We start from the raw sequence: 17051 nt of genomic DNA, 5'->3' as shown, positions 1-17051 counted from the left end.
CGGCGTGGCGGCCGGTTCATTTTTGAGGTCAGATTATTTTTTCTTCAATCAGCGCTTCTGCAATTTGCACTGAGTTCAATGCTGCGCCCTTCACTAAATTGTCTGAGACCACCCATAAATGGAAGCCTTGCGGATTATCCAGATCCGGACGGATGCGGCCGACAAAAACTTCATCAAGTCCCGCAGCCATAAGCGGCATCGGATACAATTGCTGTGATGGATCGTCCTTCAATTCCACTCCCGGAGCAGCCGCAATGGCCTCCTTCACTTCCTGGAGCGTCGGAGCTGCCTCTAACTCAACATAGACAGATTCCGAATGGCCTGTAACCACCGGCAGCCGCACACAGGTCGCTGCTACTGAAAGGTTGTTGTCATGCATGATTTTTTTCGTTTCATTGATCATTTTCATTTCCTCAAGCGTATAGCCATTGTCAGCAAAAACATCAATCTGTGGTATCGCATTATATGCGATCGGATAATGTTTCTCGGCTGATTTAACCGGAAGCATTTTAGCGTCAGCATTCACTGCCTGATCGAACCCTGCGTCAGCCTGATGTTTCAATTCATTGATTGCATCTATTCCAGCACCTGATACTGCCTGATATGTAGAAACGACAATCTTCGCCAAGCCGAATTGCTCTTTTAACGGCTGCAGCGCGCAGACCATCTGGATGGTCGAGCAGTTCGGATTTGAAATGATCCCTTTATGAAGTGACAAGTCGCTTTTATTGACCTCAGGCACGACCAGCGGAACTTCGGGATCCATCCGGAACGCACTCGTATTATCGATGACAATTGCTCCGCGCTTTACAGCCTCCGGAGCAAACTTCTCGGATACGCTGCCGCCTGCGCTGAAGAGGGCGATGTCTATCCCTTCAAATGATTCCGGCACCGCTTCTTCCACTGTATAGGTATTGCCTTTAAAATCTATTTTACTGCCCGCAGAACGGCTGGATGACAGGAAACGGATTTCGTTTACAGGAAACCCGCGCTTTTCCAATTGATCCTTCATTTGCTGACCAACGGCTCCTGTTGCCCCCATGATTGCTACGTTATAGGTTTTCACTCGACTCTCTCCTTCAAAGATAATTTGGATTATTGTATCATAATTCAGCTATCTGCCGCATTAAAATATTGAAAAAGCATCCTCAATTTTAAGAGGATGCTTCTTTTGAACGTATGATTGATAATGCCGGTCCCTGTTGGAGCAGTTCCAATGTGTACTGAACTTTCTCCATCGATACGCCTTCAATTTTCTTCAGCACATCCTCAAAGGATATATGCCTGCCCATAAGCAGTTCATGCTTGCCGTTGCGGCTCATGCGTGAGCTGGTACTTTCCATCCCAAGCAGCAGATTGCCTTTGAACTGCTCTTTGGAATCATCCACTTCCAGCTGTGTCAGGCCGTCCGACTGCATATGACGGATCGATTCCATGATTTTTTCCTGGAGTTCCGGCAGCTGCTCATTTGATGTACCGCCGTAAATCGCAAGAGTGCCGTGGTCCGAATAAGCTGAGTGATAGGAATAAATCGAGTAAGCGAGTCCCCGCTCCTCCCTGATTTCCTGAAACAGCCTGGATGACATCGTGCCTCCCAGAATATTGTTCATCACTGCTAAATCGTAAAGATGTGGATTGTTTATTAACATTCCCGGAAAGCCTAAGCAAAGATGCCCTTGTTCAATATCTTTGTATTTAATGGACTTTCCTGGAATGAACTCAGGTTCTGTATAATTTTTTTGCTGCCGGACTTTTCGGAAACTGCCAAAAAGTTCTTGGATTTTTCCGATTAATTCTGGCTTTATATTCCCCGCCACTGACACGACAGTATTCGATGGGATGTAAAATCTGTCCATGAAAACTCGGATCAGTTCAGCGTCGAAAGTCTGCAGAGTCTCTTCTATACCAAGGATCGGTGCACCGATGGAATGTCCAGGATACATTACCCGCCATAACTGCTCATGTACATCATCATCCGCCATATCTTCGGTCATGCTTATTTCTTCAAGCACCACTTGCCGTTCCCGCTCGATTTCATCAGGTTCCATATTGGAATTGAAATACATGTCCGCCAGTATATCGACTGCGCGATCCGCATGTTCATCGATAACTTTCGCGTAATAACAGGTATACTCTTTTGAAGTATAGGCATTGATGTCTCCGCCGATACGGTCGAATTCCCTGGCAATATCCTTTGCGCTCCGGGTGGGTGTGCCCTTGAACAGCATATGCTCGATAAAATGGGTCATGCCATTCTCTTCGGGGCTTTCATCACGCGATCCGACCTTGACGAATATTCCGACTGCTACAGATCTGAAATGCGGAATCTGTTCTGAAACGATCCGTAAACCGTTTTCACAAGTATAAGTATCTGCCACTCTTTAAATCCCTCCAATAAGAAAAGCGTAAGCGCCCGTTAAGCGGTGAAGTCTAGACGAAACTCCGCTCCTCCATAGTTCTTTAAAAACTAAATACATCTATTTTCTTTTAAGAAATAAGAAAAAAATTGCCAACTTTCGTCGGCAATTTTCATTTACTCCTGATTAGCTTTTTCAGCTTGTTCTTTTTCTTCTTTCAGTACAATCTTGCGTGACAGGTTGACTCGGCCTTGACGGTCGATTTCAATGACTTTCACTTTTACAACTTGATCCATTTTGAGGACATCTTCAACTTCCTTCGTCCGTTCTTCCTGGATTTCAGAAATATGAAGCAAGCCGTCTTTGCCTGGGAACAGTTCAACGAATGCGCCGAATTTCTCGATCCGTTTCACTTTTCCTTCGTAATATTCTCCAACTTTCGCTTCGCGCACGATGTTTTCGATCATCGCTTTCGCTTTCGCGTTCATTTCTTCATCAACTGAAGAAATAAAGATGGTGCCGTCTTGTTCTGTATCAATTTTGACGCCTGTTTCATCAATGATCTTATTGATCACTTTACCGCCTGGTCCAATCACATCGCGGATCTTATCAGGGTTGATCTTAACCATGATGATCTTCGGCGCAAATTTGGACAATTGCTCTCTCGGTTCAGAAATTGTCGCAATCATCGATTCAAGAATATGGATACGCCCAATTTTCGCCTGTGTCAAAGCCTCTTCCAGGATTTGACGGGACAAGCCATCGATTTTGATATCCATCTGAAGCGCTGTAATGCCTTCAGCAGTTCCGGCAACTTTAAAGTCCATGTCACCCAGGTGGTCTTCCATTCCCTGAATGTCGGACAATACTGTGTAATTATCACCTTTTTTGACAAGCCCCATTGCAATACCTGCTACAGGCGCTTTCAAAGGAACACCAGCGTCCATCATTGCAAGAGTTGAAGCACAGATACTTGCCTGAGAAGTTGATCCGTTTGATTCCAGAACTTCTGCTACCAGACGGATTGTATATGGGAATTCTTTTTCATTCGGAATAACCGCTTCAAGGGCACGTTCCCCAAGAGCCCCGTGGCCGATTTCGCGGCGGCCCGGTCCACGAAGGAATCCAGTTTCACCGACAGAGAACAACGGGAAGTTGTAATGATGCATAAAACGTTTTGTGTCTTCGATGCCAAGGCCATCGATAATCTGTACGTCGCCAAGTGCCCCAAGCGTACAAATGCTCATCGCCTGTGTTTGTCCACGTGTAAACAAACCAGAACCGTGCGTGCGTGCCAGCAATCCGACTTCTGATGACAATGGACGGATCTCTGATGGTCCGCGCCCGTCAGGACGGATTTTTTCATCCGTGATCAAACGGCGAACTTCATCTTTGACCATCTTATCAAGGATTTGTCCCGCTTGTTTTTTAACATCATCAGCTGATTCTTCGTATTGTGCCATAACGCGTTTTTTGATTTCGTCGATCGCTTCGTTGCGCGCCTGCTTTTCATTGATCTGAACAGCAGTGTTCAACTCTGCTTCCACTTGGCCTTTGATCGTTGAAGAAAGCTCTGCATCCAATTCGTATAATTGGATTTCAGATTTTTCTTTCCCGACTTCAGCTGCAATCTCTTCCTGGAACGCGATCAATTTCTTGATCTCTTCGTGTCCGAACATGATTGCTTCAAGAATGATTTCTTCCGATACTTCTTTCGCTCCCGCTTCAACCATATTGATGGCATCTTTCGTGCCTGCCACTGTCAGATTGATGGAACTTTTCTCAAGCTGATCGTTTGTCGGATTGATAATGTATTCACCGTCGATCAAACCAACGATAACGCCAGCAATCGGACCGTCGAACGGAATATCCGAAATCATTAACGACAATGAAGATCCGAACATTGCAGCCATTTCAGAAGGGCAATCCTGATCAACGGACATAACCATTGAGATTACCTGCACTTCATTGCGGAAGCCATCAGGGAATAAAGGACGGATCGGACGGTCGATAAGACGGCTCGTCAAAGTCGCTTTTTCAGAAGGACGGCCTTCACGTTTGATGAAGCCTCCTGGTATTTTACCGACAGCATAAAGCCGTTCTTCGTAGTTGACAGTCAACGGGAAGAAATCCAGCGGCTTCGGCGTTTTTGAAGCTGTGGATGTAGACAGTACTGCTGTATCGCCATAACGGATCAACGCTGCTCCGTTTGCCTGCTTAGCCAATTGGCCAACTTCGACCTGCAATTCGCGGCCTGCCCAATCGAATTTGTAAACCTTTTTAGTTTGCTCCATAATCGAGCTCCTCTCTCTTTCAGGATATAGACAATTTTATGTATCCATTACTAGTAGTGTATCAAAAAAGCATACGCTGTGCATGCAAGCGGAAAATTTTATCCATAAAGAAAAAGCGGGACGAATCCCGCTTTCACTGATTGCTATTATCGGCGTAGGCCAAGTCTTGCGATTAATTCGCGGTAACGAGCTACGTCGTTTTCACGAAGGTATTTCAACAAGTTACGACGGCGTCCAACCATTTTGAATAGACCACGACGTGAGTGATGATCTTTTTTGTGAGTACGTAAGTGCTCATTCAAGTTGTTGATGTCTTCTGTAAGAATGGCGATTTGAATTTCTGCAGACCCAGTATCTGTGTCATGCACTTTGTATTCATTGATCAATTCATTTTTACGTTCTTGAGTAATTGCCATACTGTTTCCACCTCCTAATTTCTGATAGCCCCAATTACCGAGCAAACGTTGGTGATTCGATTGCCAAGCAACGGTTAGTACATTCAGTACTCATAAATCATAGCACACGGCAATTTGAAAATCAACCGATCTTCCCGCTTGATATCATCCAGCGAAAAACGTGATGGCTTCCTGTTTGTCTTTTTCAATTTGCGCTTTCAGTTCATCGATGCCGGAAAACTTCTTTTCGTCCCTGATTCTTTTATGCCAATCGACCGTTACCCGTTCGCCGTATATATCTTTATCAAAATTAAAGATATGCACTTCAATTACGAGCTGCTTGTGGTCCGGGTCATTGAAAGTCGGTTTGTAGCCTACATTGCAGACCCCGTCATATAGTTCGTCCTGGACATAAAGACGGACAGCGTAGACACCTCTGCCTGGTATGAACGTCCCCAGATCAGGTTCCACATTTGCAGTCGGAAAGCCGATGGTGCGCCCTCTTTTATCGCCATTCACAACCGTACCGGAAACTTTGAATGGGCGCCCTGATAAACGGCACACTTCTTCGATTTCACCCGATTTCAAGTGATTGCGGATGCGGGTGGAACTGATTTTTTCCTGGCCGTCTTCCAATTTCCCGATGACACTTACGCCAAACCGTCCATCCGAATAGCTCTGCATCAGATCCATAGATCCCTGGCCTTTTGCGCCGAATGAAAAATCAAAACCGGCAGTCACATGGACAACCCCAAGATCTTCGATAAAATGGCTGATGAATTGTTCCGGCTGCAATTGCGCAAAGTCGGACGTAAAGCGGACGATGAAACAAACATCGATATCCATACCATTAAGTATTTCCATTTTTTGCTGCATAGGCGTTATGTAGAACACTTCTTCCTTCCGGCCGCCTAAAACCAGTGAAGGATGCGGATCGAAAGTCATTACAGCAGATTTCACACCTAATTCCTGCGCTTTTTCTACAGCTTCTCCGATTACTTTCTGATGCCCTTTATGAACTCCATCAAAGAAGCCGAGTGCCATGGATAGCGGGCCCAACTCTTCTTCCGGCTTCATATGATTGGGAAAATTCAAATGGAAGATTTTCATTTTACACCTCGTCTTCTGTCGGCAGACCGAACATTTTTTCCGGTTTCATTTTCCCCTTTTTCTCCGGATGTTTCTTATACAATGCAAAAGGATTGTCGTTCAATGTAAAAACAAGCAATTCATTTTTCTCCAATAAAGGATGCATATCCATAACTTGCCCATTTTTCATTGCAAAAACCATTTTCGGGTCAACTTCCACTGAAGGAAAGGCGCTTAACCCATACATCAACGGTTTCAAGAAACGTCCGATAGTTCCATTTTGAGCAATCTCATCGACCTGTGCAAGCGTTAAGCAATCTGCTTGTTTAAATTTGCCTGATTCGGTTCTTGTCAATTTCGACATATGGGCGGGGTAGCCAAGAGCCTCGCCTATTTGCACGGCAAGCGTACGGATATATGTGCCTTTGCCACATTGGATGCGGATGCGGAAATGGATATCGGTACCGGTCCATTCTGCGGCGTTGTCCAACAGCTCAATTGAGTGAATCCACGCTTTTCTGACCGGGCGCTCGACCGCTATACCGGCTCTTGCGTATTCATACAGTTTTTTGCCATTCACTTTTACTGCAGAATACATTGGCGGAATCTGAGTAATCTCTCCAGTCAACCCTTCTAAGACGGCAAGCAGTTCCTGCCTGGTAATTTTCTTCTCCTGCTGGTCCCGATCCACCACTTCACCAGTGGCATCTTCTGTTTCAGTCGAAAAGCCGATTGCCACTTCAGCTTCGTAGGTTTTTCCTTGATTCGTGATGTATTCCGCCACTTTTGTGGTATTCCCTATACAAATCGGCAAAACCCCGTCCACTTCAGGATCCAGCGTGCCGGTATGGCCCACTTTTTTTGTTTTCAATATTTTACGCAATTTAAAAACACAATCATGCGAAGTCATGCCTTTCTCTTTCCACAAAGGAAGTATTCCGTTAATGGCCATTTCTTTCAACCCCTTACTGATATGTAAAAAAGCCTGCAATCTAAGAAATAGACAGCAGGCCTGGTTTTATTGTTCGTCTTTCGGTTCTTTGATATCCCGCAGCAGACTGTCGATCCGATTTCCGTATGCCACTGAAGTATCGAATTCAAATGATAGTTCAGGCGTTTTGCGCAAACGGATACGCTGGCCGATTTCTGAACGGATAAATCCTTTGGATTTCGATAAGCCGAGCAATGTCTGCTCTTTTGCAGCATCATCACCCAATACACTGATATAAACTGTCGCTTGTTGGAGATCTCCGGTAACTTCTACATCCGTTACCGTGACAAATCCGATTCGCGGATCTTTCAGCTTGCGGCTGATGATATCGCTGAGCTCTTTTTTCATTTGTTCGCCTACACGATTCGAGCGCATTGTCATTGCTTATTCACCTCGTTCTTACAGATATTCTTGATGATGTTCAAGACATTCCCACATCGGATTGCTCTCCAGATAATACAGCACTTGCGCCATTTCCTTTTCAGCCATTTCTTTTGAGGAAGAAACAGTGACAAAGGCCAGGCGCGTGCGCTGCCATACATTCTGATGGTCAATTTCCGCAGCGGAAATATTGAACTTTTGTTTTGAACGGGTCAGCATGCTTTTCAGCACTGCCCTTTTCTCCTTCAATGAATGCGCCGACGGTATGAAGAATTCGCATTCCATGTAAAGGATCATTTCCGTTCGATTTCTTCCATAACATAAGCTTCAATGATGTCGCCTTCTTTGACATCATTGAAATTCTTGACTGTGATACCGCATTCGTAGCCTTTAGCCACTTCTTTGGCGTCGTCTTTAAAGCGTTTCAATGTATCCATTTCACCTTCGAAAACAACAATTCCTTCACGGATGACACGAACTCCGCTGTCACGTGTGATTTTACCTTCAGTTACATAACTTCCGGCAATTGTTCCGACTTTAGATACTTTGAATGTGCTGCGGACTTCCGCCTGGCCGATAACTTTCTCCTCAAATTCAGGATCAAGCAAGCCTTTCATTGCAAATTCAATTTCTTCAATTACTTTATAGATGATGCGGTGTAAACGGATGTCCACGCCTTCAGCTTCTGCTGCGCGTTTGGCATTGGCATCCGGACGGACGTTAAATCCGATAACGATGGCATTGGATGCCGCAGCAAGGGAAATATCCGATTCCGTAATAGCACCAGCACCCGTATGGATGATTTTGACGTTTACGCCTTCTACATCGATTTTCAGAAGTGAAGCAGCCATTGCTTCAACTGCCCCTTGAACGTCAGCTTTGACGATCAAGTTCAACTCTTTCATCTCACCTTGTTTCAATTGATCAAAAAGATTATCAAGTGTTACGCGGGTTTTCTCTGAACGTTGAACCTGCAAGGCTGAAGTAGCACGGCTTTCACCAACAGAACGGGCTGTTTTCTCGTCTTCGAACACGACAAAACGATCGCCTGCCTGTGGCACATCATTCAAACCGGTAATTTCAACCGGCATTGATGGACCCGCTTCTTTTACGCGGCGGCCAACATCCGAAACCATTGCACGGACGCGACCAAATGTGTTGCCGACTACAATCGGATCACCGACATTTAACGTACCGTCCTGTACCAGAAGTGTGGCAACTGAACCGCGGCCTTTATCAAGCTCAGCTTCAATAACTGTGCCGATAGCGCGGCGTGAAGGGTTGGCTTTCAATTCCCCTACTTCAGAAACAAGCAGAATCATTTCAAGCAATGTATCGATGCCTTCACCTTTTAACGCTGAAAGTGGAACAAAAATCGTATCTCCGCCCCATGCTTCCGGAACAAGACCGTGTTCAGTCAATTCCTGCATAACGCGATCAGGGTTGGCACTTGGCTTATCCATTTTGTTGACTGCAATGATGATTGGAACTTCAGCAGCTTTGGCATGGTTGATCGCTTCAACTGTCTGCGGCATTACACCATCATCAGCTGCAACAACGATAATAGCCAAATCCGTCACTTTCGCTCCGCGTGCACGCATTGTCGTAAATGCTGCGTGACCAGGCGTATCAAGGAAAGTGATTTTCTTGCCGTCTTCAACTACTTGATAAGCGCCGATATGCTGTGTAATCCCGCCTGCTTCTCCTGCCGTCACTTTCGTGTGGCGGATCGAATCAAGCAGAGTTGTTTTACCATGATCGACGTGTCCCATGATTGTCACTACTGGTGGACGTTCTTCGTTCAGCGTTTCATCTTCCGGTTCGAAGTAGACTTCCAGGTCAGTTTTATCAACCAGGATTTCTTCTTCCACTTCCACTTCATACTCCGCACAGATCAATTCAATCGCATCTTTATCAAGTTCCTGGTTAATGGTAGCCATTACACCAAGCATGAATAATTTTTTGATGATTTCAGATGGTTCACGGCCTAATTTTTTCGCCAATTCGCCAACTGTCAATGATTCTGTAAAAGTGATTTTCGCCGGTAATTCCTTCTCTTTTTTAGGCATCGGCGGCAGTGGGTTCACTGGACGCTGCTGTTTGCCTTTTCTATTGCGGTTCTGACCGCCGCGGCCTGGACCGCCGCCACCCGGACGGTTGGAATTGCGCTGTCCTGGTCCTGCTGTCGGTTTTGCAGCTTTAGGTGTGAAGTTAGACCCTGTTTTTGCCGGAGCTGCATTTCTTTGGCCGTTGCCTTGCGAACGCGATTGCCCCTGGCTTGGTGCAGCCGCTGGACGTGACTGTCCAGGACGTTGTCCCTGCCCAGATGGACGTGAGCCGTTTTGTCCGCCTTGCGGACGTGATTGGCCTTGGCCAGACGGACGCGAACTTTGTCCTTGCGAACGGTTCTGTCCTTGGTTTTGTGGTTTAGTTGGAGCTGGTGCTGTTGAAGCGGATGAAGATTTCTTATAAATGCCGTCCAATTTTGAAACAGCGTTGTCCTCTAGTGTCGACATATGATTAGTTACTGAAATATCCATTTTTGATAATTGCTGGATGATCTCTTTACTTGGTTTATCTACTTTTTTCGCGTATTCATGTACTCGAATTTTGGTCATCTGCTCACCCCCGGTTATTTTCATCGAACAAGCTTTTCAGTTTTTTGGCGAAACCTGCATCGGTGATCGCCATAACTACACGCTCTTCTTTGCCGACTGCATGCCCAATTTCGAAACGGGTTCCGAAAATTTGCAGGTCGACTTTATAATAGCTGCATTTATCCTGCAGTTTTTTCATTGTGTTTTCCGAAGCGTCTTCAGCCAACAACACCAATTTTGCATTGCCTTTGCGCACTTCATTGATTGTCAGTTCTTCTCCTGTAATCGTCATTCTTGCTCTTGTCGCAAGCCCGAGGATTTGCAGGATTTTCTGTTTTGTTTCCATTTTACTTCAACTGCTCTCTTAGAATGACCCGCAGCAATTCTTCATATATCTCCTCTGGCACTTTGACTTCCAATTGGTTGTCGAGCACCTTTTTCTTTTTGGCCGCCGCAACAGCTGCCTCAGATTTGGAAACATAAGCTCCTCGCCCTGATTTTTTACCGGTCAGATCGACGCTCACTTCGCCTTCCTTGGAACGCACGACACGGATCATTTCTTTTTTAGGATGCATCTCGCCTGTTGCTACACACTTCCTGAGTGGAATTTTCTTCTGCAGAGCCAACGGACATCACCTTATCTTTCTTATTCTTTTTCGTCGTAGAAATCGAAATCATCGCTTTCATCACCGGACTCAACCAGTTCGATGTCAGCATCCGGATTAGGATAAATGCCCATCTCACGGGCATCTGTCTCACTCTTGATATCAATTTTCCATCCAGTCAATTTGGCAGCAAGACGTGCATTCTGTCCGCGTTTGCCGATTGCCAGTGATAATTGATAGTCAGGCACGACAACTGTCGTAGACTTCTCTTCTTCATTCACCTGGACATCAAGCACTTTTGAAGGGCTGAGTGCATTGGCTACAAATATCACCGGCTCCTCTGACCATTCAACGATATCGATTTTTTCGCCACTGAGTTCATTGACGATAGTCTGTACACGTGCCCCTTTTGAACCGACACATGAACCTACCGGATCAATATCTTCACGGTGAGCCATTACAGAGATCTTTGAACGATCTCCTGCTTCGCGGGCAATCGATTTGATTTCAACAATGCCGTCATAGATTTCAGGCACTTCAGTTTCAAACAATCTGCGCAATAAACCCGGATGTGTTCGTGATACAAACACCTGAGGTCCGCGTGTAGTCCGCTCAACCTTGGTAATATAGACCTTGATGCGATCATGCGGCTGATATGACTCATTCGGCATCTGCTCAGTCTGCGGAAGGACCGCTTCAACTTTACCAAGGCCGACATACAGGTTGCGGGCATCCATGCGTTCAACAATACCGTTGACGATGTCATCTGCGCGATCGACAAACTCTTCAAAAACAAGACCTCGCTCAGCTTCACGCACACGCTGGGTAACTACTTGCTTGGCTGTCTGAGCAGCGATACGGCCAAAGTTGCGCGGCGTCACTTCTTCTTCCACGACATCCCCGACTTCATATGCAGGATTGATGGCATGAGCGTCTTCCAAAGATATCTGCAGACGATCGTCTTCCACTTCCTCGACGACATCTTTTCTGGAATAGACAAGCATCGTTCCCGTATTAAGATTCAAATCCACACGGACGTTCTGCGCTTGATTGAAATTGCGTTTGTATGCAGTCACTAATGCCGCTTCTATCGCTTCGATCAAGACATCACGCGAAATACCTTTTTGTTTCTCCAATGCCTCTAAAGCATTCAATAACTCACTGCTCATTTTTTATTCACTCCTAGGTTCATCGATCAGGTTTTGCTGAAAAATCAATTGCGAGACGGATTACAGCAATTTTCTGCCTTGGTATCACGATTGTTTTTCTGCGGGTTTTGATTTTAACTTCAATTTGGACTTCTTCATCAGTATACGATTGCAGATAACCTTCAAACTCTTTTGCATCCAAAATCGGCTCATAAGTTTTGATATAGATGAATTTACTGATAGCATTCTCAAAATCTTTTTCTTTCTTCAATGGGCGCTCTGCTCCCGGTGAAGATACTTCAAGGAAATAATTCTGCTCAATCGGATCCAGTTCATCCAAAATTTCACTCAATCGTTCGCTGACCAGCGCGCATTGATCAATATCGATCGGCGCATCCGGATTGTCCACGTAGACGCGCAAAAACCAGCTGCGGCCTTCTTTGACAAATTCCACATCAACCAGTTCAAGATTCAGCTCATCTGTAATGGGCTTTGTGATTTCTTCTATTTGTTCTGTAATTTTGCTCATACATGCCTCCCGCAATTCAAAGTTTCATTTTATGTCTTTACAAACAGAAAAGAGCGGGAGAACCCACTCTTCTGCGACAGAGCTATCAGTAAATGTTACTACAATAATACCATGATTGGCACACCAGTGCAACTGACTAGAACAGCGACAGCTGGTTGGCTTCAGGCATTCCTTCAAGACATCCGTGATCATCCATGTATTCAATGATGGTTTTGGAAACCCGTCCACGCTGCTGAAGGTCTTCTTTCGAAAGGAACGTCCCTTGCTGGCGTGCAGCAACAATCGATTTGGCTGCGTTCGTTCCGAGGCCAGGTATGGCATTGAATGGCGGAATCAGCGTATTGCCGTCGATGATGAATTCATCGGCCTCCGATTTATAGAGGTCCACTTTCTGGAACTTGTAACCGCGTTCGGTCATCTCGAGCGCAAGTTCCATGACCGTCAATAAGTTCTTCTCTTTTGTTGATGCTTCCAGCCCTTTGGCATTGATGTCAGCAATCACTGAACGGATTGCATGGGAACCTTTAGCCATCGCATTGACATCGAAATCTTCCGCGCGGACTGTAAAGTAAGCCGCATAATAAAGAATCGGGAAATGCACTTTGAAATATGCGATTCTGACTGCCATTAGAACATAAGCGGCAGCGTGGGCTTTCGGGAACATGTATTTGATCTTCTTACATGATTCGATGTACCAGTTCGGAACACCTTCTTCTTTCATCGCCGCTTCAAATTCCGGAGTCAGTCCTTTACCTTTACGGACTGCTTCCATTATTTTGAATGCCATCGACGATTCGAGTCCCTGGTATATCAGGTAAACCATGATATCATCACGGCATCCGATTACATCCGACAATTGGCATGTACCGTTTTTGATCAATTCCTGTGCGTTACTCAGCCATACGTCCGTTCCGTGCGACAGGCCAGATATCTGTACTAGCTCAGAGAAAGTCGTCGGTTTCGTTTCTTCAAGCATTTGACGCACGAAGCGGGTACCGAATTCAGGTATGCCGTAGGTCGCAGTTTTGCACCCGATCTGTTCTTCCGTAACACCGAGCGATTCAGTGCCGGAGAAAATCTTCATCACTTCAGGGTCATCGGTCGGTATCGTTTTCGGATCGATGCCGGACAAATCCTGTAACATACGGATAACGGTCGGATCATCGTGACCGAGAATATCCAGCTTCAATAAATTATCATGGATCGAATGGAAGTCGAAATGCGTCGTTTTCCATTCCGAATCCTGGGCATCCGCAGGGAATTGAATGGGAGAGAAATCATAGATATCCATGTAATCCGGCACTACGATAATTCCACCCGGATGCTGTCCGGTGCTTCGTTTTACGCCTGTACAGCCTTGGACGAGACGGTCAATCTCCGCTCCACGTATGGTCATATCCCGGTCATTGGCATATCCGCGCACATAACCGTAAGCTGTTTTCTCAGCAACGGTCCCGATTGTTCCTGCACGGAAAACATTGTCTTCCCCGAATAATTCCTTGGTGTAATTGTGGGCTTTCGCTTGATACTCACCACTGAAGTTCAAATCGATATCCGGTACTTTATCGCCTTTAAAGCCGAGAAACGTTTCAAATGGAATATCCTGTCCTTCTTTTTTATAAGGAACATCGCAATCCGGACAGTTTTTGTCTTCAAGGTCAAATCCTGAGCCGACAGAACCATCGTCGAAGAACTCGGATTTTTGGCATTTCGTGCAGATGTAATGCGGCGGCAATGGATTCACTTCTGTGATTTCCGTAAGTGTCGCCACTAAAGAAGAACCGACAGATCCACGTGAACCGACCAGATAGCCATCATCCAGAGACTTTTTAACTAGTTTATGCGAAATCAAATAAATAACCGCGAAACCGTGTCCGATAATTGATTTTAATTCCTTTTCAATGCGTGCTTCAACGATTTCAGGCAGCTGTTCGCCATAGATGCTTCGCGCCATATTGTAGCTAAGCTCCCTGACTTCTTCATCTGCCCCTTCAATTTTAGGTGTGTAAAGATCGTCTTTGATCGGTTTGACTGTGTCGATCATGTCGGCGATTTTATTGGAATTCTCCACTACGATCTGCATAGCCGTCTCTTCACCCAAAAAGTCGAAGGCGTCGAGCATTTCATTGGTCGTGCGGAAATGGACTTTCGGAAGCTTCGTCCGGTTCAACGGATTGGCCCCGCCTTGCGATCCGATCAGCACCTGACGGTAGATTGCGTCATTCTCATCCAGGTAATGGACGTTTCCTGTAGCAACCAGAGGGATTCCCAGTTTTTTGCTGACTTTCACCAGTTTTCGGATGATATCTTCCAGATTCCATTCATCACGGATCATTTCACGTTCGATCAGTGGTGCATAAATGTCTTTCGGATGGACCTCCAGATAATCATAGAACTGAGCGGTCCGTTCCACTTCTTCCATCGACTTCTGCATAACCGCTTCAAAAACTTCCCCTTTATCGCAGCCGGAGCCGACAAGAAGCCCTTCACGGTGTTTCTGCAGAAGCGAGCGCGGAATCCGCGGCACACGGTAGAAATAATTGATATGGGAAGCGGATACCAGCTTGAACAGATTTTTCAACCCCGCGTCGTTTTGTGCCAATAAAGTCACATGAGTCGGCCGTGAGCGCTTATAAGCATCACCGGCTCCTACATAATTATTGAGTTCATCATGATAAAGGATCCCTTTTTGATGAGCTTCCTTCAATAGATGTGTCAGCAAATACGATGTTGCTTCCGTATCGTAGATCGCACGGTGATGCTGGGTGAGTTCAATGCCGAATTTCTTCGCCAGTGTATTCAACCGGTGATTCTTCAATTCGGGGTGGAGCATACGCGCCAATTCCAGTGTGTCGATTGTGGCATGCTTTTTGTCGATGCCGTATTTTTTATAGGCGACATACAAAAAGCCCATATCGAACGAGGCGTTGTGGGCAACCATGATATGATCCCCTGCCCATTCATGGTAATTGCGGATCACTTCTTCCACTTCCGGCGCGTCTTTCACCATATCATCAGTGATGCCGGTCAAATCGATCGTCGTATCCGATAATGGATGATGCGGATTCGCAAAGCTTTCGAATTTATCGATGATCTGCCCGCCTTTGATCTTTACAGCTGCAAGCTCGATAATCGTATCGTATACCGCGGATAACCCCGTCGTCTCCAAGTCGAACACCACAAAAGTTTCTTCTTCAAGCAGCGCATGCCGTTCTTCAAACGCAATCGGCACACCATCATCAACCAGGTTCGCTTCCAACCCGAATATCGCTTTGATGCCATGTTTTTTGCTGGCGGCATATGCGTCCGGGAAAGACTGCACCCCTGCATGGTCTGTAATGGCAATGGCGGGATGGCCCCATTTCGCAGCCTGTCCCACAAGTGCGTCCACAGATGACACTGCATCCATCTGGCTCATCGGTGTATGGAGATGCAGTTCCACCCGTTTTTCGGAAGCTGTATCCTGGCGCAATTGCGGCTTCACTTCCACCATATCCTGCGCCATCATGACCAGGTCGCGGACAAACGTATCCATCTGGATGGAACCACGGGCTTTCAGCCACATGCCTTTTTTAATGTTCTTCATCAATTCGGCATCTTCTTTGTCACGGGAGAACATTTTCACGAGAAGTGAATCTGTATAATCCGTAATTTTGACCGTCAAAAGGGAACGGCCGCTGCGCAATTCACGCACTTCAGCATCAAACACGTAGCCTTCAACGGTAATCCGCCGTTCTTCATCAATGATGGACTGGATTTCAGCGATCGGTTCATCCGGCTTGATATTGCTGCCCATCTGGAATGGACCTGCTGGTGCACCGTTCTCTTTCCGGTCCGTCTCTCTCTTCTTCATATCAGATAAAGCTTTTTTGGCCATCTCTTCTTCCTCAGCTCGGCGTTCTTCCATGAATGCTTCGTGCGCAGCCTGCTGATCGTCTTCCGTCAATTGAAAGTCGATAGCAATTCTGGGGAAGCCGAATTGCTGGTATACATTGGCCAATTTATCCGTGTATTTGGATTTTAGCGCCATCATTTCATGTTCATGACCACAATTCAGCATCATTTTATTGCCGTTCCACTGGGGAGCTTGTCCCAGCAACCGTTCACGGAGCGGTGGGGCCATATCAGCCAATTCATCAACAGCGTAGCGCCAATAGGCTGAAATCAATTCAGTGTCTGTCTGGGCATCATCCGTTATGATTGTCAGCTGCACAGCTGCAATCGGAGAAAAGGTGGAATGCAACCGCTCTTTTAATAACAGGAACAGCTTTATCGGCAGTACTTTTTGAAGTTTCACTGTAAAGCGCCAGGTCCGTTCTTTCTTATGGACCGTCATCCGTGTCAATTCAGCCTCCTCGAAAAAAGGCATATGTACGTCATCTGTCAAATCGAGATGCTGAAGAAGTAGCTTTAAACGCATCTTAGGATCTTGCTGGTTTGTCATAACTATCCCCTTCGCTCTTATATTAATAAAACCGGTTATACCGGATGTCTAGAAACTGTCGACTTCTTCAATCATTGCGCTCTAGGCGGAAGCTTTCCGCGGGGAGCGGCCTGAGCCTCCTCGTGCGCTTCGAAAACCGTATGCTCCTGTCTCTGCATCGCTGCGCTAGCTTCGAGACATGAAAAACCGTTGCAGCGTTCCACGCTTCGTCGCAAAGGTTC

14 protein-coding genes are annotated in these 17051 nt (G+C 46.1%); all 14 read right to left on the bottom strand.

The window, feature by feature from the left end:
• Nucleotides 1–28: 28 nt before the first annotated feature.
• Nucleotides 29–1042 carry an aspartate-semialdehyde dehydrogenase gene (locus tag CXF70_RS11890; RefSeq protein ID WP_233208637.1) on the bottom strand — a complete coding sequence of 338 codons (1014 nt, stop codon included), beginning with the start codon at nt 1040–1042 and terminating at the stop codon, nt 29–31.
• Nucleotides 1043–1154: 112 nt separating this feature from the next.
• The gene (locus CXF70_RS11885; protein WP_101802850.1) at nt 1155–2378 is read right to left on the bottom strand and encodes a M16 family metallopeptidase; all 1224 of its coding nucleotides are present in this window, start codon (nt 2376–2378) and stop codon (nt 1155–1157) included.
• A 155-nt stretch (nt 2379–2533) separates the two neighbouring features.
• Nucleotides 2534–4651 carry a polyribonucleotide nucleotidyltransferase gene (gene pnp / locus CXF70_RS11880; protein WP_084245328.1) on the bottom strand — a complete coding sequence of 706 codons (2118 nt, stop codon included), beginning with the start codon at nt 4649–4651 and terminating at the stop codon, nt 2534–2536.
• Nucleotides 4652–4797: 146 nt separating this feature from the next.
• Nucleotides 4798–5067, bottom strand: a complete 270-nt coding sequence (gene rpsO / locus CXF70_RS11875; protein WP_084245326.1) for a 30S ribosomal protein S15 — start codon at nt 5065–5067, stop codon at nt 4798–4800.
• Nucleotides 5068–5211: 144 nt separating this feature from the next.
• Entirely contained in the window at nt 5212–6156 is a 945-nt protein-coding gene (locus CXF70_RS11870; protein WP_101802849.1) for a bifunctional riboflavin kinase/FAD synthetase, read from the bottom strand.
• A 1-nt stretch (nt 6157) separates the two neighbouring features.
• Complete coding sequence (gene truB, locus CXF70_RS11865) at nt 6158–7087, bottom strand: tRNA pseudouridine(55) synthase TruB (RefSeq protein WP_101802848.1); 930 nt, start codon at nt 7085–7087, stop codon at nt 6158–6160.
• A 66-nt stretch (nt 7088–7153) separates the two neighbouring features.
• Complete coding sequence (rbfA, locus tag CXF70_RS11860) at nt 7154–7507, bottom strand: 30S ribosome-binding factor RbfA (protein WP_084245320.1); 354 nt, start codon at nt 7505–7507, stop codon at nt 7154–7156.
• 18 nt (nt 7508–7525) lie between these two features.
• On the bottom strand, nt 7526–7804 hold the full coding sequence (locus tag CXF70_RS11855) for a DUF503 domain-containing protein (RefSeq protein ID WP_084245318.1): 279 nt from the start codon (nt 7802–7804) through the stop codon (nt 7526–7528).
• Nucleotides 7801–10125 carry a translation initiation factor IF-2 gene (gene infB / locus CXF70_RS11850; RefSeq protein WP_101802847.1) on the bottom strand — a complete coding sequence of 775 codons (2325 nt, stop codon included), beginning with the start codon at nt 10123–10125 and terminating at the stop codon, nt 7801–7803. Before infB ends, CXF70_RS11855 begins: the two co-directional genes overlap by 4 nt.
• A 4-nt stretch (nt 10126–10129) precedes the next feature.
• Entirely contained in the window at nt 10130–10450 is a 321-nt protein-coding gene (locus tag CXF70_RS11845; RefSeq protein WP_084245314.1) for a YlxQ family RNA-binding protein, read from the bottom strand.
• Between the two features lies 1 nt (nt 10451).
• Nucleotides 10452–10730, bottom strand: a complete 279-nt coding sequence (rnpM, locus tag CXF70_RS11840; protein WP_084245312.1) for an RNase P modulator RnpM — start codon at nt 10728–10730, stop codon at nt 10452–10454.
• Nucleotides 10731–10750: 20 nt separating this feature from the next.
• Nucleotides 10751–11878, bottom strand: a complete 1128-nt coding sequence (gene nusA, locus CXF70_RS11835) for a transcription termination factor NusA (protein ID WP_101802846.1) — start codon at nt 11876–11878, stop codon at nt 10751–10753.
• Nucleotides 11879–11897: 19 nt separating this feature from the next.
• On the bottom strand, nt 11898–12386 hold the full coding sequence (rimP, locus tag CXF70_RS11830; protein ID WP_084245308.1) for a ribosome maturation factor RimP: 489 nt from the start codon (nt 12384–12386) through the stop codon (nt 11898–11900).
• Nucleotides 12387–12522: 136 nt separating this feature from the next.
• Nucleotides 12523–16830: a PolC-type DNA polymerase III gene (locus CXF70_RS11825; protein ID WP_101802845.1), complete on the bottom strand. Its 4308-nt coding sequence runs from the start codon at nt 16828–16830 to the stop codon at nt 12523–12525.
• Nucleotides 16831–17051 lie beyond the last annotated feature (221 nt).

Origin of the sequence: Planomicrobium sp. MB-3u-38, from assembly GCF_002836425.1 — a bacterium.
Classification (GTDB): Bacteria; Bacillota; Bacilli; order Bacillales_A; family Planococcaceae; genus Planococcus; species Planococcus okeanokoites.
The sequence above is the reverse complement of the archived record's forward strand: the minus strand, read 5'-3'. Positions and strand labels throughout refer to the sequence as shown.

What these genes read in the sequence shown, in the direction of transcription:
- CXF70_RS11890 (WP_233208637.1), bottom strand. Translation starts at nt 1,042, where the DNA reads ATGGGGGCAACAGGAGCCGTTGGTCAGCAAATGAAGGATCAATTGGAA.
- pnp (WP_084245328.1), bottom strand. Translation starts at nt 4,651, where the DNA reads ATGGAGCAAACTAAAAAGGTTTACAAATTCGATTGGGCAGGCCGCGAA.
- rpsO (WP_084245326.1), bottom strand. Translation starts at nt 5,067, where the DNA reads ATGGCAATTACTCAAGAACGTAAAAATGAATTGATCAATGAATACAAA.
- CXF70_RS11870 (WP_101802849.1), bottom strand. Translation starts at nt 6,156, where the DNA reads ATGAAAATCTTCCATTTGAATTTTCCCAATCATATGAAGCCGGAAGAA.
- truB (WP_101802848.1), bottom strand. Translation starts at nt 7,087, where the DNA reads ATGGCCATTAACGGAATACTTCCTTTGTGGAAAGAGAAAGGCATGACT.
- rbfA (WP_084245320.1), bottom strand. Translation starts at nt 7,507, where the DNA reads ATGACAATGCGCTCGAATCGTGTAGGCGAACAAATGAAAAAAGAGCTC.
- CXF70_RS11855 (WP_084245318.1), bottom strand. Translation starts at nt 7,804, where the DNA reads ATGATCCTTTACATGGAATGCGAATTCTTCATACCGTCGGCGCATTCA.
- infB (WP_101802847.1), bottom strand. Translation starts at nt 10,125, where the DNA reads ATGACCAAAATTCGAGTACATGAATACGCGAAAAAAGTAGATAAACCA.
- CXF70_RS11845 (WP_084245314.1), bottom strand. Translation starts at nt 10,450, where the DNA reads ATGGAAACAAAACAGAAAATCCTGCAAATCCTCGGGCTTGCGACAAGA.
- nusA (WP_101802846.1), bottom strand. Translation starts at nt 11,878, where the DNA reads ATGAGCAGTGAGTTATTGAATGCTTTAGAGGCATTGGAGAAACAAAAA.
- rimP (WP_084245308.1), bottom strand. Translation starts at nt 12,386, where the DNA reads ATGAGCAAAATTACAGAACAAATAGAAGAAATCACAAAGCCCATTACA.
- CXF70_RS11825 (WP_101802845.1), bottom strand. Translation starts at nt 16,830, where the DNA reads ATGACAAACCAGCAAGATCCTAAGATGCGTTTAAAGCTACTTCTTCAG.